Source organism: Bacillus sp. ChL18 (genome assembly GCF_026241425.1).
Classification (GTDB): domain Bacteria; phylum Bacillota; class Bacilli; order Bacillales; family Bacillaceae; genus Bacillus; species Bacillus velezensis.
In genome coordinates this window covers 135,963-162,808 of record NZ_JAPHWE010000001.1, presented here as the reverse complement: position 1 = coordinate 162,808, position 26,846 = coordinate 135,963, and the positions used below count along the sequence as shown (strand labels likewise).

At 46.3% G+C, this 26,846-nt stretch carries 28 protein-coding genes; 5 read left to right on the top strand and 23 right to left on the bottom strand.

Going from position 1 to position 26,846, the window contains the following annotated elements; translation table 11 throughout:
• Positions 1 to 442 precede the first annotated feature (442 nt).
• The 5 genes from OQ477_RS00975 to OQ477_RS00955 form a co-directional block, all read right to left on the bottom strand.
• The gene (locus OQ477_RS00975) at positions 443 to 637 is read right to left on the bottom strand and encodes a hypothetical protein (protein WP_265971115.1); all 195 of its coding nucleotides are present in this window, start codon (positions 635 to 637) and stop codon (positions 443 to 445) included.
• A 264-nt stretch (positions 638 to 901) separates the two neighbouring features.
• Positions 902 to 1,339 carry a terpene synthase gene (locus tag OQ477_RS00970; protein WP_265971114.1) on the bottom strand — a complete coding sequence of 146 codons (438 nt, stop codon included), beginning with the start codon at positions 1,337 to 1,339 and terminating at the stop codon, positions 902 to 904.
• A 61-nt stretch (positions 1,340 to 1,400) separates the two neighbouring features.
• On the bottom strand, positions 1,401 to 1,511 hold the full coding sequence (locus OQ477_RS20900; RefSeq protein WP_416346524.1) for a peptidoglycan-binding domain-containing protein: 111 nt from the start codon (positions 1,509 to 1,511) through the stop codon (positions 1,401 to 1,403).
• Positions 1,512 to 1,674: 163 nt separating this feature from the next.
• Complete coding sequence (locus tag OQ477_RS00960; RefSeq protein ID WP_265971113.1) at positions 1,675 to 2,085, bottom strand: YjdF family protein; 411 nt, start codon at positions 2,083 to 2,085, stop codon at positions 1,675 to 1,677.
• A gap of 319 nt (positions 2,086 to 2,404) precedes the next feature.
• Positions 2,405 to 2,869 (bottom strand): DUF441 domain-containing protein, encoded by a 465-nt coding sequence (locus OQ477_RS00955; RefSeq protein WP_007408072.1) that lies wholly within the window; start codon positions 2,867 to 2,869, stop codon positions 2,405 to 2,407.
• A 97-nt stretch (positions 2,870 to 2,966) separates the two neighbouring features.
• Here OQ477_RS00955 and ytvI point away from each other — a divergent pair, with 97 nt between their 5' ends.
• Complete coding sequence (ytvI, locus tag OQ477_RS00950; RefSeq protein ID WP_038459470.1) at positions 2,967 to 4,082, top strand: sporulation integral membrane protein YtvI; 1,116 nt, start codon at positions 2,967 to 2,969, stop codon at positions 4,080 to 4,082.
• A gap of 31 nt (positions 4,083 to 4,113) precedes the next feature.
• Here the strand turns inward: ytvI and OQ477_RS00945 are convergent, their stop codons facing one another.
• From OQ477_RS00945 to dnaE, 7 genes are all read right to left on the bottom strand, one after another.
• On the bottom strand, positions 4,114 to 4,497 hold the full coding sequence (locus OQ477_RS00945) for an FxsA family protein (protein WP_012118168.1): 384 nt from the start codon (positions 4,495 to 4,497) through the stop codon (positions 4,114 to 4,116).
• A 113-nt stretch (positions 4,498 to 4,610) separates the two neighbouring features.
• Positions 4,611 to 6,368 (bottom strand): pyruvate kinase, encoded by a 1,758-nt coding sequence (gene pyk / locus OQ477_RS00940; protein ID WP_007613076.1) that lies wholly within the window; start codon positions 6,366 to 6,368, stop codon positions 4,611 to 4,613.
• A 39-nt stretch (positions 6,369 to 6,407) separates the two neighbouring features.
• Positions 6,408 to 7,367 (bottom strand): 6-phosphofructokinase, encoded by a 960-nt coding sequence (pfkA, locus tag OQ477_RS00935; protein WP_007408068.1) that lies wholly within the window; start codon positions 7,365 to 7,367, stop codon positions 6,408 to 6,410.
• A 191-nt stretch (positions 7,368 to 7,558) separates the two neighbouring features.
• Positions 7,559 to 8,536, bottom strand: coding sequence for an acetyl-CoA carboxylase carboxyl transferase subunit alpha (gene accA / locus OQ477_RS00930; protein WP_007408067.1), 978 nt, complete (start codon positions 8,534 to 8,536; stop codon positions 7,559 to 7,561).
• Positions 8,521 to 9,393 (bottom strand): acetyl-CoA carboxylase, carboxyltransferase subunit beta, encoded by an 873-nt coding sequence (gene accD, locus OQ477_RS00925; protein ID WP_071181928.1) that lies wholly within the window; start codon positions 9,391 to 9,393, stop codon positions 8,521 to 8,523. Before accD ends, accA begins: the two co-directional genes overlap by 16 nt.
• Positions 9,394 to 9,721: 328 nt before the next feature.
• A complete protein-coding gene (locus OQ477_RS00920) occupies positions 9,722 to 10,954 on the bottom strand; it encodes an NAD(P)-dependent malic enzyme (protein ID WP_007613079.1) in 1,233 nt (410 codons plus the stop codon).
• Between the two features lie 139 nt (positions 10,955 to 11,093).
• Positions 11,094 to 14,432 (bottom strand): DNA polymerase III subunit alpha, encoded by a 3,339-nt coding sequence (dnaE, locus tag OQ477_RS00915; RefSeq protein WP_265971112.1) that lies wholly within the window; start codon positions 14,430 to 14,432, stop codon positions 11,094 to 11,096.
• Positions 14,433 to 14,575: 143 nt separating this feature from the next.
• Here dnaE and OQ477_RS00910 point away from each other — a divergent pair, with 143 nt between their 5' ends.
• The 3 genes from OQ477_RS00910 (at position 14,576) to OQ477_RS00900 (ending at position 15,714) form a co-directional block, all read left to right on the top strand.
• The gene (locus tag OQ477_RS00910) at positions 14,576 to 14,917 is read left to right on the top strand and encodes a YtrH family sporulation protein (RefSeq protein ID WP_003152438.1); all 342 of its coding nucleotides are present in this window, start codon (positions 14,576 to 14,578) and stop codon (positions 14,915 to 14,917) included.
• Positions 14,914 to 15,417: a sporulation membrane protein YtrI gene (gene ytrI, locus OQ477_RS00905; RefSeq protein WP_007408062.1), complete on the top strand. Its 504-nt coding sequence runs from the start codon at positions 14,914 to 14,916 to the stop codon at positions 15,415 to 15,417. Before OQ477_RS00910 ends, ytrI begins: the two co-directional genes overlap by 4 nt.
• Positions 15,418 to 15,522: 105 nt before the next feature.
• Positions 15,523 to 15,714 (top strand): hypothetical protein, encoded by a 192-nt coding sequence (locus OQ477_RS00900; protein WP_007408061.1) that lies wholly within the window; start codon positions 15,523 to 15,525, stop codon positions 15,712 to 15,714.
• A gap of 17 nt (positions 15,715 to 15,731) precedes the next feature.
• Here the strand turns inward: OQ477_RS00900 and OQ477_RS00895 are convergent, their stop codons facing one another.
• On the bottom strand, positions 15,732 to 16,673 hold the full coding sequence (locus tag OQ477_RS00895; RefSeq protein WP_003152435.1) for a DHH family phosphoesterase: 942 nt from the start codon (positions 16,671 to 16,673) through the stop codon (positions 15,732 to 15,734).
• A gap of 116 nt (positions 16,674 to 16,789) precedes the next feature.
• Between OQ477_RS00895 and OQ477_RS00890 the strand changes: the two genes are divergently transcribed.
• Positions 16,790 to 17,092 carry a YtpI family protein gene (locus tag OQ477_RS00890; protein ID WP_003152434.1) on the top strand — a complete coding sequence of 101 codons (303 nt, stop codon included), beginning with the start codon at positions 16,790 to 16,792 and terminating at the stop codon, positions 17,090 to 17,092.
• 28 nt (positions 17,093 to 17,120) lie between these two features.
• Here OQ477_RS00890 and OQ477_RS00885 read toward each other — a convergent pair whose 3' ends face one another.
• From OQ477_RS00885 to tpx, 10 genes are all read right to left on the bottom strand, one after another.
• Complete coding sequence (locus tag OQ477_RS00885) at positions 17,121 to 18,437, bottom strand: CBS domain-containing protein (RefSeq protein ID WP_007408058.1); 1,317 nt, start codon at positions 18,435 to 18,437, stop codon at positions 17,121 to 17,123.
• 138 nt (positions 18,438 to 18,575) lie between these two features.
• Positions 18,576 to 19,262: a metal-dependent hydrolase gene (locus tag OQ477_RS00880; RefSeq protein WP_007613083.1), complete on the bottom strand. Its 687-nt coding sequence runs from the start codon at positions 19,260 to 19,262 to the stop codon at positions 18,576 to 18,578.
• A gap of 60 nt (positions 19,263 to 19,322) precedes the next feature.
• Positions 19,323 to 20,090, bottom strand: a complete 768-nt coding sequence (locus OQ477_RS00875; protein ID WP_265971111.1) for an SDR family oxidoreductase — start codon at positions 20,088 to 20,090, stop codon at positions 19,323 to 19,325.
• Between the two features lie 137 nt (positions 20,091 to 20,227).
• Positions 20,228 to 20,356 (bottom strand): hypothetical protein, encoded by a 129-nt coding sequence (locus OQ477_RS00870; RefSeq protein ID WP_007408056.1) that lies wholly within the window; start codon positions 20,354 to 20,356, stop codon positions 20,228 to 20,230.
• 73 nt (positions 20,357 to 20,429) lie between these two features.
• Positions 20,430 to 21,806, bottom strand: a complete 1,377-nt coding sequence (gene argH, locus OQ477_RS00865) for an argininosuccinate lyase (RefSeq protein ID WP_265971110.1) — start codon at positions 21,804 to 21,806, stop codon at positions 20,430 to 20,432.
• On the bottom strand, positions 21,803 to 23,014 hold the full coding sequence (locus tag OQ477_RS00860; RefSeq protein WP_003152428.1) for an argininosuccinate synthase: 1,212 nt from the start codon (positions 23,012 to 23,014) through the stop codon (positions 21,803 to 21,805). Before OQ477_RS00860 ends, argH begins: the two co-directional genes overlap by 4 nt.
• A 152-nt stretch (positions 23,015 to 23,166) precedes the next feature.
• Positions 23,167 to 23,679 carry a MogA/MoaB family molybdenum cofactor biosynthesis protein gene (locus OQ477_RS00855; protein WP_265971109.1) on the bottom strand — a complete coding sequence of 171 codons (513 nt, stop codon included), beginning with the start codon at positions 23,677 to 23,679 and terminating at the stop codon, positions 23,167 to 23,169.
• A gap of 99 nt (positions 23,680 to 23,778) precedes the next feature.
• Positions 23,779 to 24,966: an acetate kinase gene (locus tag OQ477_RS00850; RefSeq protein WP_029326031.1), complete on the bottom strand. Its 1,188-nt coding sequence runs from the start codon at positions 24,964 to 24,966 to the stop codon at positions 23,779 to 23,781.
• A 310-nt stretch (positions 24,967 to 25,276) separates the two neighbouring features.
• Positions 25,277 to 26,263, bottom strand: a complete 987-nt coding sequence (locus tag OQ477_RS00845; RefSeq protein ID WP_130570710.1) for a class I SAM-dependent methyltransferase — start codon at positions 26,261 to 26,263, stop codon at positions 25,277 to 25,279.
• A gap of 61 nt (positions 26,264 to 26,324) precedes the next feature.
• Positions 26,325 to 26,828: a thiol peroxidase gene (tpx, locus tag OQ477_RS00840; protein ID WP_007613091.1), complete on the bottom strand. Its 504-nt coding sequence runs from the start codon at positions 26,826 to 26,828 to the stop codon at positions 26,325 to 26,327.
• Positions 26,829 to 26,846 lie beyond the last annotated feature (18 nt).

Genomic DNA, 26,846 nt, shown 5'->3' with positions numbered 1-26,846 from the left:
ATATATCAAGGCTTTTCGTTGATAAATTTAATCGTTTGTTTTCAAGTGCTTTGTAAAACCATGTATTCTCATGTTTTCAATTGGGGGAGTTTTAGGGGAGTTTAAAAGGACAGGCGCGACAACTTCACCGCAAATTCCCCCTCCTTCTTTACCGGAGAAGAGGGTTATTTTGTTTACTCGACTGAATCAATGTTCGGATCAGCTTCAGAAATCCATGTCTTGGTTTTAGTTGGCTCAAATTTTCTATATATCTTTGTTGTTACTTCGTATTTCGCTTTTGTGTATATAACGATCCATTTGTATTTTTCTGCGGACTTCACATAACCTGTTACCATGCTTATAAATGCAGCAGCCGCAGTCCCGCCTAAAAAGAGAAAAAACGAAAATACATGACAAAAAAAGATGCAGCCCTAAAAAGGCCACATCTTTTTTTGTTTCGAAATCATGTTTGCAGTCGCGCAGCTAGTTGTATTACCTCGTTATCAGTTTTGGCTGCATTATGATGAAGATGAGTCGTGTTTCCAACAAAAGCAATTACACCGAACGTAATAGCGAAAGCAGAGACAGAGAAACAAATTGCTTTTTTAATATTCATACAAACAATCCCCCGCTGTATTTGAAGTTGAGACTCCACCATGCATTCCCATCCTCCTCTTTTGATTTATTTTCCACTAATTTCTTATTTTCTGCAAATACCTCAATTTTCCTAATTAACCTAAAATAACAAAAAATGATAGCGATTTTGGAAATAGAACATCCATGACAATAAAGCACTTATATACACCCCTTGCGGGTGCTGAACTTACGATTTTGCTATAAAGAGAAACTAGAAGTCTATTTTTCTCCTTAAAAAGAAGTACAGAAATTATCTTCTGTACCCCTTCAAAATCTAAATAAGAAATCAATCTTGAGATAAATAAATCCAATTTATATCGTCAAATTCTTTGATAACATAATCTGATCCTATACTACGTAAAATTCTATTAAAAAAAATGATGTCATCTTCATCATCGTAATCATATAAATCCTTTTGAACATATTCTTTAATAATAAAATTCGTTAAATTTGTATGATTAACAAATTCGGAAAAGTAAGATCTTATAGAAATTGAATCATCTTCATTTAATTTTTCATCATTAACAATTGAAATCTTAAAAACATTTAAAATCGCATTAATATCTTCTTCGTCCATATAACACAATGGTTCTAATTTTTTGTCTTCTTCTGTAAATGGCTTTCGAGTATCTTCAATTATTACGTAAGATAAAATGTTACCATCTTTCAGCACACGAAAAACTTCTAAATCACGTAATTTTAAAGCTCTATTAAGTGATAGCATTATTTCCCCCTACTCAAATATTAAAACCCAAATACTAACCTTAGATTCTTTAGTAATTTACCTAGTCTTTGGCCAAAATGCCGTCAGCAGTCATGCCGCACATAGACTGGAATCGTTTGACTGCATTTGCTGTTTTCAGCCCGTAAATATCCTCATCAAACCTTTCATCAATTGAAACTGACTCATTTACTGATGTAAGTGAATTTAAATAAATGCAGAAAAACCCTCCTCATCTCGAGAAGGGCTCGATTTCTACTTCTTTTTTCAAAACAGTCCGAAGAAACTAACTGATGCCGCTCAACTTTTCAATCGAAGGGCTTCATCGGGCTCTCCAACTATTTTCCCCTATGCTTTTCTTTTGCTTTTTGTTTTCTGATTAAATATTTTTGTTCCTTTATTTTTTCTCTTTGTTTTCTATTCAGGTGTTTTTTCTTTTCTTTTCTTGCTTCAAGCTCCTGTTTTATCGCTTTTTGTGCCTTAGTTGATATCCCGATATTTTTCATCTCTTTAGAAGCTTGCCGTTGTAATCTTTTTGGGTTTAACTTCTTAGATTTTGCTTTAACACAAACCCCTTCTTGTTCAGTGTGGGAGAGAGTCTGTAAAAGTTGATTATTAACAAAATGCATTATTTCTGAATCCTTTGGCTCTTGTCCAAACAAATGACGAATTGCTCTTAATTTCCCATCATCCACAACTTCAATGACTCCTACCCAAAACTGACCATCGTAGTAAACCGTTAATTTCATAACGATTCCCTCCTCCTAAATTTACTGAAGAATGATGGACATCCCGAGGAGGGGAAGGTTACTGACATTTTAAATCATGCATCCGGACTACCAACCGAATTGTGTTTTTTCATTCTCATTATAAATTTAACAAACTTTCAAATTGAAGGAAAGGGTCTCCGCTTATTTTGACAACACTTCAAGTTTTGCTTTGGTATCAGCGCATAAATTCCATCAGCTTTTAATCCATTCAAATGGCATTTGTCTGAATTACAAAATGCGCAAGTGCAAACTCTAATTTTCTCCACAAAAAAAAGCAGCTTTACGCCGCTTTTTTACTTTACGAAGTGAATATTTTAACGATTTGCATGGCCAAGTAGGCGATTCCGGCGCCGATTAACGGGCCGACGGCGACGCCTCCGAAAAGCGCGACGGCAAGTATCGTGCCGATGACCAGCGCCGTTGTAATATGAGGGTCGTTTTCCAATAAGGTGAGACCGTTTTTGGCGATTAAGGCAACCGCGATCCCGGCACCGAGAGCGATCCACGCATAATATGATTTCATTGCTTCTCCGAGCTGTTTAAAACCGATATCACCTGTGGCAATCGGCACTAAAACGGCGATTGTAATGACGGTGACTCCCCAGTTGATGCCTTTTGACTGAATAACCGGAAATAGTTTCTGATCAAGACCTACAGCTTTTATCACAATGAGAAAGCCGACGGCAAAAAGCAATGACTGATTTTTGGCTATCAATGCGATGGCCAGCAATAATAGTAAAAATAAATTCGCCTGTGTAAACATCCTGAAAGCACCTTCTTTCATCATATCTGTATTCATATCCTTTTTTTTGACGAATAAACTAATGTAATAGGACGTGCCGACCGAGAGGAGGATCGATGTGAACCCGCACTATGCAACTGTTTTTTTCCGCGCGCTGTTTGTACTCGCTGCGGCCGGCGGCGCTTTAGCGGCCGGTTACGCCTCATTTCCGTTAACTTATCCGTTTCTGATCGCCCTTATTCTGTCATCAGCGATCATTCCCGTTGTTGACTGGCTGGACAAACTGACGGGGCTGCCCCGGTCAGTCAATACTGTCATTGTCCTGGTCTTCTTTTTGCTTATTCTTCTTGGCGCGGCGACATTTCTCGTTGCGGAAATCATTTCGGGAACCGCCTATCTGGCCAAAACGCTCCCTCCTCATATCAGCGCCTTTATGACGTATTGTGAAGAGCTGTTCACTTCCCGCATTCAGCCATTGTACCACGAGCTGACCGTCCTATTTAACGGACTGGAAACCAATCAGCAGGCATCCATCGTGACGCATATTCAGACCCTCGGTGATACAGCCGCTAAAAATGCGGGGCTGATGCTTTCACATCTTTTGGAGCTGGTGCCGAAATGGATTGCCTTCCTTCCCAATACAGCTGCCGTCTTCATTTTCGCAATGCTGGCTACTTTTTTTATGACAAAGGACTGGCATAAGCTGAAGGCGCTGCTTTATTCCATTCTTCCGGAACGGGTTTCGGCAAACGCCAAGGCCGTATCGGGAGAGCTGAAAAAAGCGATGGCAGGTTTCATTAAGGCGCAGGCCGTGCTCATACTTTTCACGATGATCATTGTCTTTATCGGACTTTTTCTTTTAGGGATTGAGCATGCGGCAACCATCGCCTTTTTTATCGGCTTGGTGGACCTACTCCCGTATCTCGGCGCCGGGTCGGTCTTTGTTCCCTGGATTATGTATTTGGCCATTGCCGGTCAGCTTCCTCAAGCGATCGGTCTCGGTGTTTTATATATTGTGGTTCTCATTCAGCGCCAGCTGACGGAGCCGAAAATTTTAAGCAGGTCAATCGGGCTTGATCCGCTTGCGACCTTAATCGCCCTGTTTGCCGGCTTTAAATTGTTCGGAATTTTAGGACTGGCTGCGGGGCCCGCGCTGCTCGTTTTCATTCAGGCCTTTATCACAACGGGCGCTTTAAAAGAAATATGGGCCTATATTACTGTTCAATCCAAATAAAAACAGCAGCCCTGTAAGAAGGCTGCCGTTTTTATTTGATAATGATCCGCTTGTTTTTTGACATTCCTCTCAGCCATTTGAACAAAAGCGGCTTCATGCGGTTCCGAGTGAACGGAATCAGAAGACAGGCCCCTGCAATATCGGACAGAAAACCCGGAAGCATCAAAAGCAGGCCTCCGAAAAAGACGCATATTCCATCAAGAAGCGCTTCCCCCGGCATTTTGCCGTGCTGCAGGTCGCGCATCACCCGATGATACACATCGGTTCCCTGTCTTTTTGCCACCAAGGCGCCTAACACGCCTGTCAAAATGATGAGAAGGAAGGTCGGAAAAATACCGAGCCATTTTCCCGCCAGCAGAAACAAGCCGATTTCAATTGCCGGACACACGATAAACAGTAAGAATAACACTCTCATTTTTCTGCCCTCCTGCCCTTCTAAAAGCGCGTCACCGCCCGCATGGGAATAGGAAAATCAGCCTAAAGACAAAAGAGAGAAGGGAGAACCCCCCCTCTCTTTTTTAAAGCTGTTTAAAGAACGCTTGCGCGGCCTTCATACACAGCGCCGCGGGCAGCGTCAACTGTGATAACCTGTCCTTCTGTTAAAACTGAAGTTGCGTTCTCCAGACCGACGATAACCGGAATGCCCAAGCTTAAACCGACAACGGCTGCATGGCTTGTCAGACCGCCTTCTTCAGTGATGAGCGCTGATGCTTTTTCAAGTGAAGCGATCATGTCGCGGTCAGTGCTTGAAGCAACCAATACTGCGCCGTCTGTCATTTTTTGTTCAGCTTCTTTCGCATTTTTTGCAACAACGACCGGACCGAATGCAGATTTGCGTCCGATGCCTTGTCCTTTTGCGATAATGCTGCCGACAGTGTGGACTTTCATCAGATTCGTCGTGCCTGATTCACCGACAGAACCTGCTGTAATGACAATCAGATCACCGCGTTTCACGATGCCGCTGTCAAGTGATTTTTGAACCGCGTCTTCAAGCATTTCATCGGTTGAAGTCGCGTTTTGGCCGCTTGCCGGGAATACACCGAATACAAGGCCGAGTTTGCGTGATACAGACTCATTGACCGTAACCGCTACAATCGGAGCCTGCGGACGGTATTTGGCGATCATACGCGCCGTATGCCCGCTTTCTGTAGGGGTAACGATAGCTGCCGCACTCAGATTGATCGCCGTGTGTGCAACTGATTGGCCGATCGCATCGGTAATCGTCATGCCGACCTGATCTCTGCGTTTAGACAGAATTTCTTTGTAGTTCAGAGATTCTTCCGTGCGTGTGGCGATGTTAAACATTGTTTGAACCGCTTCAACAGGATATTGTCCCGCAGCCGTCTCACCGGAAAGCATGATAGCATCTGTGCCGTCGAAAATGGCGTTGGCAACGTCACTTGCTTCAGCGCGTGTCGGGCGAGGGTTGCGCTGCATGCTGTCAAGCATTTGTGTCGCAGTAATAACCGGTTTGCCGAGCGCGTTGCATTTTTTGATCATTTCTTTTTGCACGAGCGGCACTTCTTCGGCCGGAATCTCTACGCCTAGGTCTCCGCGCGCTACCATTAAGCCGTCAGATACTTCCAGGATCGCATCCAGGTTGTCCACGCCTTCCTGGTTCTCGATCTTAGGAATGATTTGAATGTCAGACGCGTTATGCTCTTCAAGCAGTTCGCGGATTTCCAGGACATCCGTAGAACGGCGTACAAATGACGCAGCGATGAAATCAACGCCTTGCTCGATACCGAATACGATGTCTTTGGCGTCTTTTTCAGTAATTCCGGGAAGGTTGACGCTGACGCCGGGAACGTTTACGCCTTTTTTATTTTTCAGCGTGCCGCTGTTTAAGATTTTTGTTTTGATTTCGTGTTTTTCCGGATTTGATTCTAGCACTTCCAATCCGATTAAACCGTCATCCAACAGGATGATAGACCCTGCTGACACGTCGTCTGCCAAGCCTTCATAAGAAACTGAGAATTTTTCAAGCGTTCCCAGCACCTGTTTCGTAGAAACGATAATTTCATTTCCCGCCTGAAGCTCAAGCGCGCCGTTTTCCATATCGTGCGTACGGATTTCCGGACCTTTCGTATCGAGGAGAATCCCCACGTTTTTGCCGAGCTTTTTGCTTGCTTCTCTGATGTTTTTGATTCTTGCGCCGTGCTCTTCGAAATCACCGTGTGAAAAATTCAGACGAGCAACGTTCATACCCGCTTCCATCAATTTTGTCAGCATTTCTACACTTTCACTGGCCGGACCGATTGTACAAACGATTTTTGTTTTTTTCAACTCGTTCACTTCCTTCTGAAATCTTCAGCTTCTTCCGCCTTAAATAGACAGTTCTTTTGAAAGCTGATACATGTTTGGTTCAACAGTATGTTTTGATTCTAAAATTTCTATAATATCATGGTCTACAAGCTTGTTGTTTTGTATACCTACGCAGCGTCCGCCTTTTCCTTTAAGCAGAAGCTCAACCGCGTAAGCGCCGAGGCGGCTTGCAAGAACCCGGTCAGAAGCGCTTGGAGATCCGCCGCGCTGGATGTGCCCTAAAACGGATACCCGTGTTTCAAGGTTCGTTTCTTCTTCGATGCGTTTTCCGAATTCAACTCCGCTGCCTACCCCTTCTGCAACGATGATGATACTGTGTTTTTTGCCGCGGTCGTGCCCTCTCTTCAAACGGCCGATAATTTCCTGCATATCGTAGTCCGCTTCAGGAATTAAAATTGATTCCGCTCCGCCTGCAAGACCTGCCCATAAAGCAATGTCGCCCGCATGGCGCCCCATCACTTCAATAACGTATGTACGCTCATGAGACGTAGCGGTGTCACGGATTTTATCAATCGCATCAATTACGGTGTTTAACGCCGTATCAAATCCGATCGTAAAATCAGTTCCCGGGATGTCATTATCTATCGTACCCGGTACACCCACACACGGAAACCCGTGTTCCGTTAATTTTTTCGCACCCATGTATGAACCGTCTCCGCCGATGACGACAAGACCTTCAATGCCGAGTTTCTTTAAATTTTCGATTCCTTTTTCACGGCCTTCAACTGTTTTGAATTCAGGACATCTGGCCGTATACAGCTTTGTTCCGCCGCGGTGGATGATGTCACCGACCGAACCAAGCTCCAGTTTCTCTATTTTTCCGCTGATTAATCCTGAATAACCGTTATAAATTCCGTACACTTCGACGTCGTGGTAGATAGCTTTCCGCACAACCGCGCGCACCGCAGCGTTCATACCCGGGGAATCCCCGCCGCTCGTTAAAACTCCTATACGCTTCATTTCCTATTCACCTCAGCAACATATATATGTTAAACATATCATGATCATTGCCCTAAAACAATGAAAAGGGACGCCTGAGCTCCCATGAAACCTTACCTATTATACAATTAAATAAATTGTTTTTAAATAAAATTTAAGGAATATCACAAAAATCACAAAAAATAAACGTGAGCCATAGGCTTCACGTCTATTCAGTTTACCCCGATATATTGATCCTCAACCGAAACTTTCCCGATTGCTTTATATTTTTCATAGCGCTGTGAGATCAATTCTTCGGCGTTCAATTGAAGAAGAGATTTTAACGTTTCTTTAAGAATACCGTCAATGTAGCCCGCCTGCTGCTTGATATCATGGTGAGCTCCGCCCTTCACTTCTTTAATCATATCATCAATAATTCCTAATTCTAATAAATCGGGCGCAGTAATCTTCATGGTTTCGGCCGCTTTTTTCGCAAGGCTGGAGTCTTTCCACAAAATGGACGCGGCTCCTTCAGGAGAAATAACGGAATACGTCGAGTTCTCAAGCATCAGCATGCGGTTGCCCACACCTAACGCAAGCGCGCCTCCGCTGCCGCCTTCCCCGATGACGATACAAACGACAGGCACTGTCAGGCCGGCCATCTCGAACAGGTTCTTGGCGATGGCTTCACTTTGTCCCCGTTCCTCCGCCGCTTTACCCGGGTACGCTCCCTTCGTGTCGATGAAGCAGATAATCGGGCGGTTGAACTTATCCGCCTGCTTCATGAGACGAAGCGCTTTGCGGTAGCCCTCAGGGTGAGGCATCCCGAAATTGCGGACAAGGTTTTCTTTCGTGTCTTTTCCGCGCTGATGACCGATGACGGTGACCGGCATGCCGTGATATTTGGCGACTCCGCCGACAATCGCAGCATCGTCTCCGTATGTTCTGTCTCCGTGGCACTCAAAAAAGTCGGTAAACAGGTATTGAATGTAATCAAGCGTCGTCGGCCGGTCGGGAAGGCGTGCGATCTGCACTCTGTCCCACGGCTTCAGGTTTTTATAAATCTCATCCTGGAGCTTGCTGAGCCGGTCTTCAAGCCTTGCGATTTCAGCGCTTAAATCCATCTCCGAATCTTGGGTGAATTTTTTCAGTTCGGCGATTTTCGTCTGCAGTTCAATCACTGGTTTTTCAAATTCTAATCTTGCAGCCACTCATGCTCACCTCCTGTTTGGTGCATGTCCAGCAGAAATGCGAGTTTGTCTTTCATGTCGTTTCGGTGAATCACCGCATCAAGCTGGCCGTGCTTTAATAAAAATTCCGCCGTCTGGAAATCTTCCGGCAGTTTTTCCCCGATCGTCTGTTCAATAATACGTCTTCCGGCAAATCCGATCAAGGCGCCCGGTTCAGCGAAATTATAATCACCGAGCGACGCGAAACTGGCCGATACGCCGCCTGTCGTCGGATGGGTCATGACAGAAATAATCAGTCCCTGCTCCTCACTGAACAGTTTTAATGCAGAACTTGTCTTGGCCATTTGCATAAGACTTAAGACCCCCTCCTGCATACGTGCGCCGCCGGAAGCGGTAAAGATGATAAACGGGACTTTTTCCTCTTTTGCTTTTTCAATTGCAAGCGTGATTTTTTCGCCGACAACCGAACCCATGCTGCCCATTCGAAATGTTGAATCCATGATCGCGATCACGGCAGGGAATCCGCTGATGGTTCCTTTTCCGGTAACCACCGCTTCATTCAGCGATGTTTTCTCACGGTCTTTTTCGATTTTTTCTAAGTATCCCGGGAAACCGAGCGGGTTTTCAGATATCATTCCCTGGTTGAATTCTTCGAATGAATCTTCATCCAGGAGGCTTTCAATGCGCTGCTTTGCATTCATCGGGAAATGGTGCCCGCAGTTCATGCAGACGCGCAGGTTTTTATCTAACTCTTTTGTGAGCATGATTTTTTTACATTTGGGGCACTTTGTCATAATGCCTTCCGGAACATCATGTTTTGCCTGCTCAGACGGCACGGAAGCATATTTTTTCTTTTTTGTGAATATATCCTTTAACAAATGATTACCTCCCTTTTGTGAAGGGTTCTCTTCACTGCATGTCTTCCGATTAGATAGACTTAATAATAACTTTACCGAAACTATTGTACTTTTTTTGTCAAACGGTGTCATCCTCCATTCGACATTTTTTGCTGCAAAACAGACGGAAACGGACGGATTTCATACCGTAAAAAGCGTTGTTCAGCCTTATCTGTCAGCGTTTTCAAAAGAAATAAGGATTCTGCTGAAATTTTTTTAAGACCTGCCCTTAAAAAAATGCCAGCAGTCCGTATATTGAACAGCAGCGCGTTGTTTTTTTCCAACGCGCTGCCATTTCATTTTTGTGTTATTATTCGCCGATGACTGTGAGCTGTCTTGTTTTTTCAGCCACTTCCTCAGGATCGACCGTAATTCTGGCGACGCCCGTTTCCATCGCTGCTTTCGCAACAGCTTTCGCAACGGCAGGAGCCACACGTTTGTCAAATGGAGCCGGGATGACATAATCAGCGCTTAATTCTTCCTCTGAAACGAGGGAAGCAATCGCTTCAACCGCAGCAATTTTCATTTCTTCGTTGATGTGAGTCGCGCGAACGTCAAGCGCCCCGCGGAAAATTCCAGGGAATGCCAGAACGTTGTTGACCTGGTTCGGGAAATCAGAACGGCCTGTTCCGATTACGCTTGCGCCGGCTGCGCGCGCGTCTTCAGGCATGATTTCCGGATTCGGGTTGGCCATTGCGAAGATAATCGGATCTTTCGCCATGCTTTCCACCATTTCTTTCGTCAGCGCGCCTTCGACTGATACGCCGATAAAGACGTCTGCATCTTTAATGACATCCTGCAGCGAACCGTCGTTGCGGTCTTGGTTTGTAAACTTCGCCACTTCGTTTTTCACTGCGTTCATGCCGGCCGGACGCCCTTCGTAAATCGCCCCTTTAGAGTCGCACATTACGATGTCGCGTACGCCGAAATGGTAAAGAAGCTTGATGATCGCGATGCCTGCCGCTCCCGCTCCGTTTGCCACAACTTTAATGGATGACATGGATTTTCCTGATAATTTCAGCGCGTTTACAAGTCCGGCAACGGTTACGATGGCAGTGCCGTGCTGATCATCGTGGAAAACCGGAATGTTTGTTTCTTTTTTCAGGCGCTCTTCGATAATGAAGCAGTTCGGCGCCGCAATATCTTCAAGGTTGACACCGCCGAATGTCGGTGCAAGCAGCTTCACAGTGTCAATGATTTTGTCCACATCGTTTGTGTCAAGCGCGATCGGGAATGCATCCACGCCCGCGAAACTTTTGAACAGCACCGCTTTCCCTTCCATGACCGGAAGTGAAGCTTCAGGCCCGATATTACCGAGACCGAGAACGGCTGATCCGTCTGTTACGACTGCTACCATGTTCCCCTTCATTGTATAGTCATATACTTTATTTTTATCGTCATAAATCTCTTTACAAGGCTCAGCTACTCCGGGAGAGTAGGCAAGGCTTAAGTCGTCCGCGTTTCTGACTTCTACCTTTGCTTTTGATTCCAGCTTTCCTTGATTTACTTTGTGTAAATGTAACGCTTCTTCTCTTAATGACATTCTAAACACTCCTTTTAAGTACTTTGTTACATATTCTGCCGCATAGACTGGTACAATCGCTGGAGGTGAAAAATTTCAGAATCTTTAAATAAGATAGCACAATTGTTTCAATTGTATAACAAAACGATTATTGTTACCACTATTTTAACACGACGTTTTCGCGGCCCAGCAGCTCTTTTAAACGGTATAACGCCTGATGGTCCGCCTGAATATGAAAAGTATCCGGCAGCCTGATCGTCTGCTTGTCTTTTTCATAATAAAGATAAACGCCGGTTTCCCCTTTATGCTCCAGTAAAATACGCTTCATCTTTTCCAAAAACTCCTGATTGTGCCGGCTGCCTTCGATTTTGATGTAAACAGACGGCGCTCTGTCTGCCTCCGTCTGCTCAAGAAGAGAGGCGGATGACATGATGAATTGTGTCTTCTCCTGACGCTCTTCCATTTTCCCGGCGGCGAATAAAAGCGCGCCTTCTTCTAACAGCGGAGACAGCCTTCTATATTGGTCAGGAAACACGACGGCTTCCATTTCTCCCGTTTCATCACTTAATGTGAGAAACGCCATATGCTGACCTGTCTTTGTCCGAATCGTTTTGATGCCCGCGAGCAAAGCGCCGATTGACAGCTGCCCCTTCGGCATCTGCCGCGCTGCTGTGATCGCTTGCGCCCCCCTTTTTTTCAGGAGATCCCTGAAAGCAGATAAAGGATGGCTTGAGAAATAAACACCGAGAGCTTCTTTTTCGAACCGAAGCTTGTCCACGAGCGGAAATTCCTCAGCCTCTACATATTTTGGCTTAATGGAGAACGATTCTTCCAAAAACAATCCCATTTGGTCATCGTCTGCACGAAAAAGTTCAGCGTGCTCTAAAGCCACATCAACGGAGGCCAGCAAGGCGGCGCGATTTTGATTGAATTCGTCCATGGCGCCAGAAAATATAAGGGCTTCGATGGTTTTCCGATTCACGCTTTTTGCGGGTACGCGAAAGCAGAAATCGAAAAGATCCTCGAACGGTTTATGTGTTCTTGCTTTATAAATATCTTTCACTGCCGAGACGCCTACGTTTTTAACGGCCCGCAAACTGTATCTGACGGCTCCGTTTTCCGGCGCAAACGGAAAACCGCTTTTGTTTATTGACGGCGGAAGGACTTGAATCCCGCTCCCCTTCGCTTCATGCAGATATTGCGATATTTTGTCCTCATTGCCGATGACGCTCGTCAACAGCCCGCACATAAAATATAACGGATAATGCGCTTTTAAATAGGCGAGCTGATAGCCGATCATGCTGTATGCGACAGCATGGCTTCTGTTGAATCCGTAGTTAGCGAATTTTACAATCAGATCGTAGACCTCGTTTGCAGTGACTACAGAATACTCCTTTTTTATGCACCCTTCAACAAAATGGCTTCGCTCTCTGTCCAGAATGTCCTTTTGCTTTTTGCTGACAGCCCGTCTGAGCAGATCCGCTTCACCTAATGAAAACCCTGCCATGCGCGAGGCGATCATCATTATCTGTTCTTGATAGACGATGACGCCGTAAGTGTCACTGAGAATATTTCTTACATCCTCGTGCGGCACTTCCACACGCGCCCGCCCGTGTTTCCGGTCGATAAATAACGGAATATTTTCCATCGGTCCCGGCCTGTAAAGCGCGTTAACCGCGACAATGTCTTCCAGTCTTGACGGCTTCAGGCGCTTCAGCACGTTTCTCATTCCTGATGATTCCAGCTGGAAAATACCCGTCGTATCACCGTTTGACAATAGTGAGAACGTTTTTTCATCCTGATAAGAAATCTCGGAAAAATCAATTTTCGTATTCGTTTCTTTTTCAATCATCGTTTTAATGGATTCAATAAGCGTCAGGTTGCGCAAACCTAAAAAGTCCATTTTTAAAAGACCGAGATCTTCCAAGTGATCCATCGCATACTGCGTTAAATACACGCCGTCATGCCCTTCTTGAAGAGGGACAACTTCCGAAAGCGGCTCTTTACTGAGAACGACCCCGGCCGCGTGTGTTGACGTGTGCCGCGGAAGACCTTCAATTTTCCTTGCGATCTGAAACACTTTATGAAGAACGGCGGATTCGGACAGCCGCCTGTTCAGCTGAGCGGACTGCCGCCTCGCCTCCTCAAGCGTCATTCCCGGTTTTGACGGAATCAGGCGGGCAAGCTGGTCGGCTTCTTTCGGGCTGATTCCGAACACTCTCCCGGTATCCCTTAACGCCGCCTTTGCGGCCAATGTCCCGAAGGTGATAATCTGGGCGACGTGCATGGCCCCGTACTTATTTTGTACATACTGAATGACCTCATCCCTTCTCGTATCAGGGAAATCGATATCAATATCCGGCATGCTGATCCGCTCGGGATTAAGAAATCTCTCAAACAGCAGAGAATGTTTAAGCGGATCCACGTCGGTAATGAAAAGGGAGTAAGCGACAAGCGAGCCTGCCGCGGACCCTCTTCCCGGGCCTGTCACAATGCCCTTTTCATGCGCGTACTTCATAAAGTCCCATACGATGAGAAAATAATCACTGAATTTCATGCGCCTGATGATGTCCAGCTCATATTCAAGCCGGCGGACAGCGCGCTCATCAGGAGTGCCGAAACGGAGGCGCAGCCCCTCATGACAGATCTCCGCCAAATAGTCATCGGCTGATTTGCCGTCCGGTGCCGGAAAAGACGGAAGCTGTGTCTGTCCGAGGCTGACATCGACCCGGCATTGCCGGGCGATACGCGCGGCTGCTTCAATCGCTTCCGGATGCCGCGTGTAAAGCTCTGCCATTTCTTCAGGCGTCCTCAAGTATAAGTCCGGCAGATCCCCGCTCTGATCCTCCCACTTCTCTCCGGCTTTAATAGCGCACAGACAGCGGTACGCATCTTGATCTTCTTTCTTGATATAACGGACATCCCCCGCAGCGCAGACAGCGATTTCCGTTTCGGCTGACAGGCGGAGAATCTCTTCTGATAACGTCTCATGTCCTTTAAACGGCTGGTACCCTAAATAAAAACGGCCGTCTCCGAACAGCTCCCGGAATCCTTCGGCAGCCCGGACCGCTTCTTCAAACTTCCCGACTTGAAGCAGGCTTTCAATGTAGCCGTTTTCACCGGGCGTAATGGCGATCAGCCCCTCACGATAGCTCTTCATCCATTTTCGCTTCATGCCGCCCTTTGCCATGGATTGCAGCGCACTTGAGATTTTCACCAGGTTCTGATAGCCGGTGTTTGTCTCTGCTAAAAGAATGAGCGGGTGTGCTTCAAGCTCCGTATCGTCCGTGTATATAGAAGCCGTCAGACCGATAATCGGCTTAATTCCGTTTGATTTGCACGCTTTATAAAACTCAATGGCGCCGTACATCACATTTTCGTCCGTCAGCGCCAATGATGAATATCCGAGTTCCTTCGCTTGTGTAACAAGCTCTTTTACAGAAGCGGCGCTGTTTAACAGGCTGTAGCCGCTATGTACTTGCAGGTGAACAAAAGACAATGCCGCCACTCCTTTCTCATACGTTCATTTTGCCTTTCTACATTATAAGACGGGTTTTCTTAAGAAACAAACGTTCTTTTTTTGACTCATCATCATACTTGTCCGTTTCGCTCAATATGATAGAAAAGTGAGGTGGTGTATATATGGATCAGGAAGCCGGATTTATGGCGAATTTCATCAGCAGTTATTTTATCGCCCTCGGTGTGTTGCTCGGCGGCGCGCTGATCGGCGGCCTCGGGGCTTATTTATCAGGCGAGCCTCCGCTGACAGCGATCACAAAATTGGCGAACAGGCTGAAGATCTGGGCGCTTGTCGCGGCCATCGGGGGAACATTTGACGCGGTATACAGTTTCGAGCGGGGGCTGTTTGAAGGCAACACGCGCGACATCTTCAAACAGCTTCTTTTAATTATTTCAGCAATGGGCGGCGCGCAGACCGGCTGGCTGATTATTTCATGGCTGACCCAGGAGAATATGTCATCATGAGAATTCCCGAGTATTATAAAAAACCGGGATGGCAGCGTTTTTTTGCGGGAATGATGTGCGGAGCCATCGTCAGCTGGCTGTTCTTTCTGTTTACATACGGAACGTTTCAGGAAGAACAGGTGACGTTAATTGAAAAGCAGCGGGAGCACGCGCGGGATTTAAAAAACCAAATCTCCATCTATCAGAAGGATCTTCATAAATTAAATGAGGATAATAAGCAAAGACTTCTCATCCAAAGTGTTGATGTGAAGCTGATCAATGGGGAAAAATACAGAATCGCCCAGCCTGACAAGATGAAATTTGAGGAACAAGTGAAAGATAATATTTCTGAAGTCATCACAAAGGATATTGAAAGCGTGTATAAAACAAAGGAACTTTTAAAACGGACGATCGAAAACAAAATATACACCATAAATGAGAAGGAATTTAAGGCTGAAGTAAAGGAACTGACGATTTATACGAGATTGTCTGTCGAAATTCATATTTCTTTTGCGACGTAATTATGTCATTTTTAAAAAATTTCCATAGACCTGTCGCTTTTTTCTCCGCTTTTTTATAAACTGTAGATGAGACATTTTCAATGATTCTGAAGGGAGGAAGGGAAAATGGAGGTTTTTAGTGAACGCCGCTTGGCAAAAGATCATGCAGCCCGAATCAGACAAGGCTATTCCGCATATGCAGAAACAGACACACTCGCTTCCCTCATAAAAAAAGAACTCCAAATCTGTAATCTCCGCGTCTACGAAGACCTGACTGATTTCGGCTGCTGGTTCATCCCCGTGACAGATGAACACTAAGAAAGAGGGTCTCCCCTCTACTTGTGTTCGTTACATACCTCTTCCAGATCAGCAAGAATCTGATCGGTTTCATCCCAGCTGAAGATGGATGCGCCGGCCGCAAGCGGATGTCCGCCGCCATTGTATTTCCGGGCAATTCCGTTGATGACCGGACCTTTTGAACGGAACCGGACTCTGATTTGATCGTCTTCTTCTACGAAAAACACCCAAGCGCGGATACCCGAAATATTTCCGAGTGTTCCGACAAGCTGCGACGCTTCAGAAGCGGTGGTTCCATATGTCTCCAAAATGTCTTTTTTAATGAAAACGGAAGCGACGCCGTTTTCAGACAGTGACACATTTTGATAAATAAAGCCGTTAAGCTTCACCACATTTAATTTTGTTTCATACAATTGATTGAACAGCTCTGACGATGAAAATGGGAACTCAATGAGCTCTCCCGCGTATTTTAATGTCTTTTTTGTGGTGTTCGGGAATAAGAAACGCCCCGTATCACCGACGATACCCGCGTAGATCAGCTCAGCTGCTTTCGTATTCAATTTCCAGCCGTGCTGCTTTCCTTCCAGGTACAGCTCATAGATCATTTCGCTTACGGAGCTTGCATTCGTATCGACCCATAACAGATCGCCATACGGATCTTCATTTGGATGGTGGTCTATTTTCATGAGCTTTGCGCCGGAATGGTAGCGCTGATCGTCGACCCTGCCTTGGTTTGCGGTGTCGCACACGATGACAAGAGCATCTTTATAGGTTTCGTCATCCACCTCATCGAGGGAATATAAAAAAGACAAGGACGGCTCAGGCTGTCCGACGGCAAAAATATTTTTTTCGGGATACGTTTCCCGCAGGATTTCCGTAAGGCCGCACTGTGAACCGTAGGCGTCCGGGTCAGGCCTCACATGTCTATGTAAGATAATGGTGTCATATAATGATATGGTTCTGATCAGTTCGGATTTCATCGTTTTCTCCTTTTCGTTTTTATTCATTTAATCATACTCTTTATCCATGGAAAAGGAAAATCTTTCAGCAACGGTATAAACGGTTTTGCAAACTCATATAATGGAGGATTTCATTTATGCTGGTTTTTGTTTTTCTCATCGGGCTTTCTGCCTGCTTTTACGTGTATTACAAAGTAAAAGGAATCCAGACGAAACGGGCGCTGGAGAAGGAATGTTTTTCGGCTAAATCAAGTATGGCATTAGGCGCGCTGGTGCTTTTGTACGGAGTAAACCAAATGATTCTGTTTCACTCCGTCCTGACCCTGGTCATCGGCGGCGTCTTCATTTTAATCGGAGCAGGCAGCGCATGGGCCGGGTATAAAGCCTATAAGCATTATGAGCCCATCCATGCAAAGGAAGCGGAGAGGGACCACGCATAATGAATGCCAAGGGACCCGGGTGCGTCCCTTAACTTCTCTCCATCAGCTGCACCATGAGCATCGCTTTTGAAACGATGCCGCTTTGGCTTGACACTTCCACTTCCATTTTCCCGAATTTCCGGCCCGCCTCTAAAATGCGCGGTTTCACTTCAATGACCGACTCCATCTGTACGGGCTTCAGGAAGAAAATCGTAATGCTTTCAATGACCAGCTCGCCGCGTTTGCGGGAGCGTAAAAATCGGCTGGCGGCCTGGGTTAAAATCGTCGTAAACACCCCGTAAGAAATCGTGCCGAGCTGATTGGTCATTTGCGGCGTGACTTCATATTGATAAACGGCCGGCGTTTTGTCATCTTCCTCTTCTTTAAATCCCCTTGAAACAATATCATCCAGCTTTTCCCCGACCTGAGGCTGCTTTTGAACCATTTGAAGCGCTTTTAAGACATCCTGGCGGCTGATCATTCCGATCAATTTGTGATGCCCGTCTGTCACCGGAAGCACTTCAATTCCTTCCCAAACCATCATTTGAGCCGCTGAAGCGACAGATGTTTTCCCGATCACCGTGACAGGGTTTTTGGTCATTACTTTTTCAATCGGAACTGACCGGTCATGCCCCGCGATATCTTTCGATGTGAGGATTCCGTGGATTTTCATCTGCTGATCGATAACCGGGAAGCGGCCGTGTCCGGTTTCATAGTTTTTTTCGTACCATTTCTCCAGCTTATCCTTAGGGGACAGCGTCACTGTCCGATCTGCGGGCGTCAAAATGTCTTCCACGAGCACAATCTCTTTTTTTATGAGCTGATCATAGATCGCCCGGTTGATCATCGCGGCTACCGTAAAGGTATCGTAGCTCGTGGAGAGAATCGGAAGCTCAAGCATATCGGCCAGCTCGATAATGCTGTCGTCGGTATTAAACCCTCCTGTTACCAAAACAGCCGCGCCCGCTTCAAGCGCCTGGCGGTGGGCGTTGATTCGGTTCCCGACGATTAACAGGTTCCCCGCCGCCGTATAACGCATCATCGCGTCAAGCTCCATCGCGCCGATCACAAACTTATTCAACGTTTTATGCAGACCGGCTTTTCCGCCGAGCACCTGGCCGTCTATCACATTGACGACCTCGGCGTATGTCAGCTTTTCAATATTTTCTTTTTTCTTCTGTTCAATCCGGATGGTCCCCACACGTTCAATAGTGGAAACGAATCCTTTGTTTTCGGCTTCCTTAATTGCTCTGTAAGCCGTTCCTTCACTGACTTTCATTTCTTTCGCAATTCTTCTGACCGAAATTTTTTCACCGACAGGAAGCGAATCTATGTATGATAGGATTTGTTCATGCTTTGTTGCCAAGCGTTTCACCTCTAAGGACAGTCTTCTGCTTTTATTATAAGGGTACGGGGGATTCATTCGCAATGAGACGCCTGAAAAAAGGCGGCATCACAAAAAGACCTTCTGAATGCTTGATTCAGAAGGTCTTTGACACATATGTCAGGCAAGCTCAATGGTCTCGCCGGCCGCCATGACTTTGCCGACGCCTCCGGGCAGACTTTCGGCGAAAGCGTCAGGGTCCTGTTCAATGACAGGAAATGTATTGTAATGAACGGGAACGACCTGTTTCGCTCTCAGCCACTCAGCCGCGAGTTTCGCATCTTCAGGCCCCATGGTGAAGTTATCACCGATCGGCAGAAACGCCAGGTCAATGTGATTCAGTTCCCCGATCAGTTTCATATCTGAGAACAGCGCCGTGTCCCCGGCGTGGAAAATCGTTTTGCCGTCAATCGTCAATAAAATCCCGGCCGGCATCCCCGTGTACGTAATAGTTTTGTTTTCTTCATCAGTGACCGCCGATCCGTGGAATGCCTGTGTCAGTTTCACTTTGCCGAAATCAAATTGGCGCGCCCCGCCGATATGCATCGGGTGGACCTTTAAACCTTTAAAGCCGAGATAAACGGCCAGCTCGTTCGGCGCAATGACGAGCGCATCGTTTTGTTTGGCGATCTGCTCTGTATCTCCGACATGGTCATTGTGTCCGTGAGTAAGCAGGATGACATCCGCTTTCACTTCTTCCGGTTTCAAATTTGTCAGACTGTTTCCGGTCAGAAACGGATCAAAAATAATGTTATGGGTTTTCGTTTCCACTTGAATGACAGAATGTCCGTGATAAGTCACTTTCATTGTTTTCACCTCATAAAAAATTAATATTTATCAAGTTCCCTTTTTGACAAACGAAAAAACTTACAGGGATTGGTGCCTGTTAATCACATTCAGCCCGCCTGTTGCTTCAATGACCGTTCCGGTTACAAGATCGGAATCTTCTTCACATAAAAAGGCGATGATTCTCGCAATATCCTCTCCGGTTCCGGACCTGCCGATCGGCGTCTTTTCTTTGCCGATTTTCCGTCTTGCTTCCTCTATAGACGCTTCTTTCATATCTCCTACAATATCACCCGGACAGACCATATTGGCCGTAATGCCTGATTCAGCTTCTTCAATCGCAATGGTTTTCGTTAACGAAGCCAATCCGACTTTAGCCGCTCCGAAAGCGGAACGGTGAAGCCAGCCGGGGGCATGGTCCGCTCCTTGAAAACCGTATGTAATAATCCGGCCGAACCGCTGCTGTCTCATGACCGGGATAACCGCTTTAAACAGATGGAAAACGGCGCTTAAATTCCCTTCAAGCATGTCATACCATTCGTCATCGGAATAATCGGCAAGCTTTTTGCGCTCAAATATGTACGGCCCGGCATTGTTAATCAGTATGTCAATCCTTCCAAACCGCTGAAGGGCTGCATCGGCGATCCGCATGAGATCTTCTTTCCGGGTTACATCGCCCTTAACGAATTGCAATCTGTCATGGCATCCGGAATAATCCGCCTTCAGACAGGCGACCGCTTCTTCGTCTTGTCTGTAATTCACTGTGACAGAAAAGCCTTTTTCCAGAAGCATTTCAGTCACTTTTCGGCCCAATCCCTTTGTACCGGCAGTGATTAGAGCATGTCGCACATTGAATACCCTCCCCAGGCAACGTTGCCGCTTCAATAAAATCAAGACGTTTCTCCCTCTACTTTACTATAAACAAACGGCAATATCACTTTTTTGCACTTCGACCGCACGAAAAAAAAGCCGTCTTTACAGACAGCTTAATTTTCTGAAGGAGCAGAGGCTTCCTCCATGCCGACATAACCGCTTTCGTATGCCTCTGAGATGAGCCTGGCCGTTTCTTCACTTTCTTTTTCATCATAGATGTAACGGTCTTGTTCTTTGCGCATTCCTTCTACCTCCCATCTTTATAGATGTAGGGTGTCTGATATGACGGGAAAATATGAAGGAAATTTCAGCAAATTAAATGCCGGCGCAGGCTTTTGCTTTTACGAGCGCCTGTTCTACCTGCTGAAAACCCGTTCCGCCGGCGCTCATTCTTTTTTCAACCGCATGATGCGGATCGAGCACGGTATAGATGTCTTCTTCAAAGAGACTGCTGGCTTGAAGGAATTCTTCAAATGCCATATCACTTAAATAGATTCCTTTTTCAATGCAGCTGTACACAAGCTTGCCGACCACTTCATGCGCTTCTCTGAACGGCATGCCTTTTTTAGCTAAATAATCGGCAAGTTCCGTCGCGTTTGAAAAATCTTGTTTTGTCGCTTGTTTCATGATGTCTTTGTTTACTTTCATCGTTTCAATCATGCCCGTGAAAATCTGAAGGCTTCCTTCAACGGTTTTCACCGTGTCAAACATGCCTTCTTTATCTTCCTGCAGGTCTTTGTTGTAAGCGAGCGGGAGCCCTTTCATAATCGTGAAAAGCCCCATCATATCACCGTATACGCGTCCGGTTTTACCGCGGATCAGCTCCGCCATGTCGGGGTTTTTCTTCTGCGGCATCATGCTGCTTCCCGTCGCATACGTATCATCCAGTTCAATGAATCTGAATTCCTGCGAGCACCATAGAATGATTTCTTCTGATAAACGCGAAAGGTGCGTCATCAGCATGCTGCTGCCGCTTAAAAACTCGAGAATAAAATCTCTGTCACTGACTCCGTCAAGACTGTTCTCATAAATGGAGTCAAAACCGAGGAGCTCCGCCGAATAGTTACGGTCTATCGGAAACGTAGTTCCGGCAAGCGCCCCGCATCCGAGCGGCGATATGTTAATCCGCTTCATAGCGTCGCGAAAACGCTCTTTATCCCGTTCAAGCATCCAAAAATAAGCAAGCAGATGGTGGGCGAAAGAAATCGGCTGAGCCCGCTGTAAATGGGTGTACCCCGGCAGAATGGTCTCGACATTGGCCTCCGCTTTTTCGATCAGCGCTTTTTGGAACTGTTCAATTAGCACGATGATATGCGAGACATGATCTTTCAAATACAAATGCATGTCGGTCGCCACCTGGTCATTCCGGCTTCTGCCGGTATGCAGCTTGCCGCCTAGCGGTCCGATTTCTTCGATCAGCATTTTTTCAATATTCAAATGGATATCTTCATAATCAACAGAGAATTCAAGCGTCCCTTCCTCTGCTTTTTGCAGGAGGGTCTGCAGCCCCTGTCGGATGGCGCCTTCTTCTTCTTCCGTCAGAATGCCGCATTTTTTCAGCATTGCCGCATGAGCGAGAGACCCTGTAATATCCTCTTTGACTAAGTTTTGGTCGAATGTGATGGATGCGCCGAACTCATCGACCCACTTTTCCGGTGTTTTTTGAAAACGGCCTCCCCAAAGCTTCTTCATGCTTCAATCTGCTCCTTCTTTTTCACAATGCTGTTTACTTTTGTCGGCAGCCCCCAAAGCTCAATGAAACCGATTGCCGCGTGATGGTCAAAAGCATCGTCTTTTGTATATGTCGCAAGTTTTTCATCGTAGAGTGAATATTCCGACTTACGTCCTTCTACAATGGCATGGCCTTTAAACAGCTTGACGCGCACGACGCCGGTGACGTGTTTTTGAGTTTCTTTCAAGAATGCAAGCAGCGCGTCTTTTAACGGCGAGAACCATAAACCGTTATAGATGATTTCAGACAGTTTTTGTTCAATTGCCGGTTTGAAATGGGCCACTTCTTTCACTAAAGTCAGATCCTCAAGCTCTTTGTGAGCCGTAATCAAAGTCATCGCGCCCGGGCACTCATAAACTTCACGGGACTTAATGCCGACCAGGCGGTTTTCCACATGGTCAATCCGGCCGATGCCGTGTTTTCCGGCAGTCTCGTTCAGCTTGAGAATTAAATCAGCGAGCGGGTAGGTTACGCCGTCGATTGAAACCGGAACACCGGCTTCAAATGCGATTTCGATGATTTCCGGAACGTCCGGCGTGTTTTCAAGAGATGCTGTCAGGTCATATGCCCCTTCAGGCGGCGCCGCCCACGGGTCTTCTAATATACCGCATTCATTGGCGCGTCCCCATAGGTTCTGATCGATGGAATACGGGCTGTCAAGATTGATCGGAATCGGAATGCCCCGGCTTGCGGCATATTCAATTTCTTCTTCACGCGACCATTGCCACTCACGGACCGGAGCAATGACCTCCAGATCAGGATTTAATGATTTGATGGATACTTCGAAACGAACCTGATCGTTTCCTTTTCCCGTGCAGCCGTGCGCTACGGCCACCGCGTTTTCCTTTTCCGCGACTTCAACGAGTTTTTTCGCGATTAACGGACGGGATAGTGCAGATACGAGCGGATACTTGCCTTCATACATTGTATGGGCCTGCATAGAAATGAGCGCGTACTCCCGGGCGAATTCTTCTTTCGCATCAATCACATAGGAATTTACGGCGCCTACTTCCAGCGCTTTTTGCTGAACGAATGCCAAATCCTTTCCTTCCCCTACGTCTAAGCAGCAGGCAACAACATCGTATCCCTGTTCTTGCAGCCATTTTATCGCTACAGAAGTATCAAGACCTCCTGAGTATGCCAATACAACCTTTTTTTGTTCTGCCATGTTAAAAGCTCCCTTTTGTATAAAAATTAGTTTCAATTAATAAAAATGCATTTTGTATGTATACACTGTAACAAGTAAATTCTGTTTTTTCAAGCCTTTTATAAAAAAAACCCCACCCAATTTTTTGAGCGGAGCAGAGCCTTTTTATACATTTATAAATCTTTTCGGAGTTCCCGGAGCACATGAGGCAGTTCAGGAATAATCAGTTTACTCATCGCAAGCTTTACGGCGCCTGAGGAGCCGGGCGTGCAGAAGACTGCGGTATTTTGGATCACACCCGCTGCCGCTCTGGACAAAATGGCGGCGGAACCGATGTCCTCCGTATAGCTCAGCATGCGGAACAGCTCGCCGAATCCCGGAAGTTCTTTTGAAAACAGCGGCGTGACCGCTTCAATTGTGACATCCCTTTCGGCAATGCCCGTCCCTCCGTTTAACAGCACCGCATCTGTATATTCATCCATACAGCCGGATAAAACGGCTTTCTGCAATTCATCTTTTTCATCTTTAACAATGTCATAAGCGACCGTTTCAAATCCCGCTTCCCTGAGGAAGTCCATCATGACGCGCCCGCTTTTGTCGGTTTCTTTCGTTCTCGTGTCGCTGACTGTGATCACCTTGCAGCGCACGGCTGACGGGGCTTCTTGTTTATGTTCATGCACACTCATTGCTTCACCTCATCGTTTATGTATTAAACATATCGTAACGTTTGATTCTGGGGCATTCAATAAAAAAGCACACCCTAAAGGATGTGCTTTTTTCGATCATTACTGTGCAAGGCGGACAACGTCGCGTGCGATCATGACCTCTTCGTCAGTCGGAATGATCATGACTTTGACAGGAGAGTGAGGGTAGCTGATAAACGCTTCCTCGCCGCGCACGTTGTTCAGCGCAGGATCCCAATATACACCCATGAATTCTAAGCCGCGAAGCACGCGTTCTCTGACTTCAACGCTGTTTTCACCGATACCCGCAGTGAAAATAATCGCGTCAACGCCGCTCATTCTCGCAGCGTAAGAACCGATGTATTTATGGATTCTGCTTGCGAACACTTCAAGAGCCGTTTCCGCTCTTTCGTTTCCTTCTTTTGAAGCTTCTACGATATCGCGAAGGTCGCTGGAGAAACCGGATACGCCAAGCAGTCCGCTCTTTTTATTTAATGTATTTAATACTTCATCTGCCGTCTGATCCGTTTTTTCCATAATGTACGGAATCAATGCAGGGTCGATGTTTCCTGAACGTGTTCCCATCGCAACACCCGCAAGCGGTGTGAAGCCCATTGACGTATCAATGGATTTTCCGCCTTCTACGGCCGCGATACTTGCGCCGTTACCGAGGTGGCAGGAAATCAGACGCAAGTCTTCAATCGGACGGCCGAGAAGCTCAGCTGCGCGCTGTGTCACGTATTTATGAGATGTGCCGTGGAAACCGTATTTGCGGATGCCGTATTTCTCGTAGTATTCGTACGGAAGGCTGTACAGGTAAGATTGCTCAGGCATCGTTTGGTGGAACGCCGTATCAAACACTGCAACCGCAGGCACATCCGGAAGCACTTCTTTAAAGGCTTTAATGCCGACGATGTTAGCCGGGTTATGAAGCGGCGCAAGTTCTGAAATCTCTTCAATCTCACGGATTGTTTCATCCGTAAGCAAAACAGAATCGCTGAATTTTTCTCCGCCGTGAACCACACGGTGGCCGATTCCGTCAATTTCATTTAAATCCTTTATAATACCGAATTCAGTCAGCTTGTGAAGCAGCATCTTCACCGCAACCGCATGATCCGGAATATCTGTCACTTCTGTATTTTTTTCGCCGTTAACAGAGATTGTGAAAACGCTGTCGGCGATACCGATCCGTTCTACTAAACCTTTTGTTAGCACCTTTTCTGAAGGCATTTCGAATAACTGAAATTTTAAAGATGAGCTTCCTGCGTTAATTGCAATAATTTTAGACATAAATGACGCTCCTATCAAAATTCTTCTTCGTTTGTTCGTTCTTTTTTCCCAGACCATAACTGCAGTCCAAAAAATATCTGACTTTTCCATTTAAACATTGTCAACCCAGCATTTCAAGTCAACATCCACATTGGTACCGCTTACAATATGAAGTCGATATTTTCTGATAAATTTTATTTGTGCCAAATGGACGGCACGGTCTTACGGAATGTTATTTTCTTTCCTTAATTTGTGTTATCGTCCTGATTTCCATTCATTTTAAAAAGCAAAAGCAGCGCGGGTTTTTGCATCTCGCACTGCTTTTTCGCCATTATTTTTCTGTTTGAATCCATTGATCCAATTTTGCCATCATCTCCCGCATCGCCTGCTGGTTCGCAAAAGAAGGAAGATTCGCCAAAAGCGCTTGTTTCGGCGGCTTTGCGTCTTCGCCTTTTTTCTGCAAGATTAAAATGCTCTTTGCCTGCGCTTCGTCTTTAAACATAGTAGCCGGCAGCTGAAGAAGGGCGTTGATATACACTTTTTCCGCAAAAAACCGCTTCAGTTTATCGCTTTGCGCGCTGTCAAACAGATGGTTCGGAATCATAAAAAATAAGTATCCGCCCGGTTTTGTATGTTTGACGCTCTGCTCAATAAATAAGTGGTGAGCAAAAGAGTGGCCTTCATCCGCTTTCAGCTCAAACGCTTCAGCGCCTTCGTCATTCGGATAGTAGCCGACCGGCAAATCGCAGATGACCGCATCGGCCGGTTCGATAAATAACGGCTGAAGACTGTCCTGGCAGAACAGCTCCATTTCTTTTTCCTGCAGATTCGCCTGAGCATAAGCGATCTTCAGAAGGACATCGTCGATTTCAATGCCGAAGCTTTTTCCCGCTTTGTCAGAAAGCTGGTTTGCCGCGGTCAGCAGAAGATTTCCGGTGCCGCAGGCGGGGTCCAGCAATGTCAGGCCTTTTCGGCCGCCCGTAAATTTATTCACGAGGTAACTGATGAAAAGGCCGATCGTATCAGGCGTCATCTGTCTGTTCGGATGGGACTTATCTTTGAGCCCTTTTAAAATGGCGAGCTGGAACGCCTTGCGGATCCATTCATGCTCCCATTTTCTGAAGTCTGCTTTCGCAAGCAGGCTGTTAAGCTCGCCGGTTTGCTTTTCCTGAAGCGGAAGCTGGTCGGCCTTTTCGAGAAAATACATCTCTCCCGCTTCCGCAAGCCCCTCAATATAAGAAATCTGAAGGCCTTCTGCTATCACTTGGGCGGCTTCATCTAAAAGTTCATAAATCTGACCGACATGGTCGTGTTGCATGCTGTTTCCTCCTTGCCATGAAAAGAGCTCCGCGGCAGCACCCGGAGCTCTTTTTCTCTCTTTACTTGATTAACGCTTTTGCAGCTTCGATAGGCTTTTCATAATTCGGGTGGTTTGTCGCTTCGCTTACGTATTCCGCGTAAACGACTTTTCCGTCCTGATCAAGGACGAATACGGAACGCGCCAAAAGACGAAGTTCTTTGATGTGAACACCGAATGCTTCACCAAATGACATCTCTTTATGATCCGATAATGTTTCAACTTTATCAATTCCGTTCGCTCCGCACCAGCGCGCTTGTGCAAACGGAAGGTCGGCGCTGATTGTATAAACGTTCACATCACCGAGTTTTGCGGCTTCTTCGTTGAAGCGGCGTGTCTGCGCGTCACATACGCCTGTGTCGATGGAAGGAATAACGGATATGATCGTTACTTTCCCTTTCATATCTGCTAATGTCTTCTCTTCTAATCCGTTTGTCAAAACCGTGAAGTCAGGAGCTTGGTCACCCGGTTTCACTTCTTGTCCGATCAGCGTCACGGCTCCGCCTTTAAATGTAATTTCAGCCATTCTGATTCCTCCCTTTAT

Bases quoted from the DNA above. Each gene is read 5' to 3' on its own strand.
- OQ477_RS00975 (WP_265971115.1), bottom strand. From the start codon at position 637: ATGGTGGAGTCTCAACTTCAAATACAGCGGGGGATTGTTTGTATGAAT.
- OQ477_RS00970 (WP_265971114.1), bottom strand. From the start codon at position 1,339: ATGCTATCACTTAATAGAGCTTTAAAATTACGTGATTTAGAAGTTTTT.
- OQ477_RS00960 (WP_265971113.1), bottom strand. From the start codon at position 2,085: ATGAAATTAACGGTTTACTACGATGGTCAGTTTTGGGTAGGAGTCATT.
- OQ477_RS00955 (WP_007408072.1), bottom strand. From the start codon at position 2,869: ATGTTTACACAGGCGAATTTATTTTTACTATTATTGCTGGCCATCGCA.
- OQ477_RS00945 (WP_012118168.1), bottom strand. From the start codon at position 4,497: ATGAGAGTGTTATTCTTACTGTTTATCGTGTGTCCGGCAATTGAAATC.
- pfkA (WP_007408068.1), bottom strand. From the start codon at position 7,367: ATGAAGCGTATAGGAGTTTTAACGAGCGGCGGGGATTCCCCGGGTATG.
- OQ477_RS00920 (WP_007613079.1), bottom strand. From the start codon at position 10,954: ATGTCATTAAGAGAAGAAGCGTTACATTTACACAAAGTAAATCAAGGA.
- OQ477_RS00910 (WP_003152438.1), top strand. From the start codon at position 14,576: ATGGATCAGGAAGCCGGATTTATGGCGAATTTCATCAGCAGTTATTTT.
- ytrI (WP_007408062.1), top strand. From the start codon at position 14,914: ATGAGAATTCCCGAGTATTATAAAAAACCGGGATGGCAGCGTTTTTTT.
- OQ477_RS00900 (WP_007408061.1), top strand. From the start codon at position 15,523: ATGGAGGTTTTTAGTGAACGCCGCTTGGCAAAAGATCATGCAGCCCGA.
- OQ477_RS00895 (WP_003152435.1), bottom strand. From the start codon at position 16,673: ATGAAATCCGAACTGATCAGAACCATATCATTATATGACACCATTATC.
- OQ477_RS00890 (WP_003152434.1), top strand. From the start codon at position 16,790: ATGCTGGTTTTTGTTTTTCTCATCGGGCTTTCTGCCTGCTTTTACGTG.
- OQ477_RS00880 (WP_007613083.1), bottom strand. From the start codon at position 19,262: ATGAAAGTGACTTATCACGGACATTCTGTCATTCAAGTGGAAACGAAA.
- OQ477_RS00870 (WP_007408056.1), bottom strand. From the start codon at position 20,356: ATGCGCAAAGAACAAGACCGTTACATCTATGATGAAAAAGAAAGTGAA.
- argH (WP_265971110.1), bottom strand. From the start codon at position 21,806: ATGAAGAAGCTTTGGGGAGGCCGTTTTCAAAAAACACCGGAAAAGTGG.
- OQ477_RS00860 (WP_003152428.1), bottom strand. From the start codon at position 23,014: ATGGCAGAACAAAAAAAGGTTGTATTGGCATACTCAGGAGGTCTTGAT.
- OQ477_RS00855 (WP_265971109.1), bottom strand. From the start codon at position 23,679: ATGAGTGTGCATGAACATAAACAAGAAGCCCCGTCAGCCGTGCGCTGC.
- OQ477_RS00850 (WP_029326031.1), bottom strand. From the start codon at position 24,966: ATGTCTAAAATTATTGCAATTAACGCAGGAAGCTCATCTTTAAAATTT.
- OQ477_RS00845 (WP_130570710.1), bottom strand. From the start codon at position 26,263: ATGCAACACGACCATGTCGGTCAGATTTATGAACTTTTAGATGAAGCC.
- tpx (WP_007613091.1), bottom strand. From the start codon at position 26,828: ATGGCTGAAATTACATTTAAAGGCGGAGCCGTGACGCTGATCGGACAA.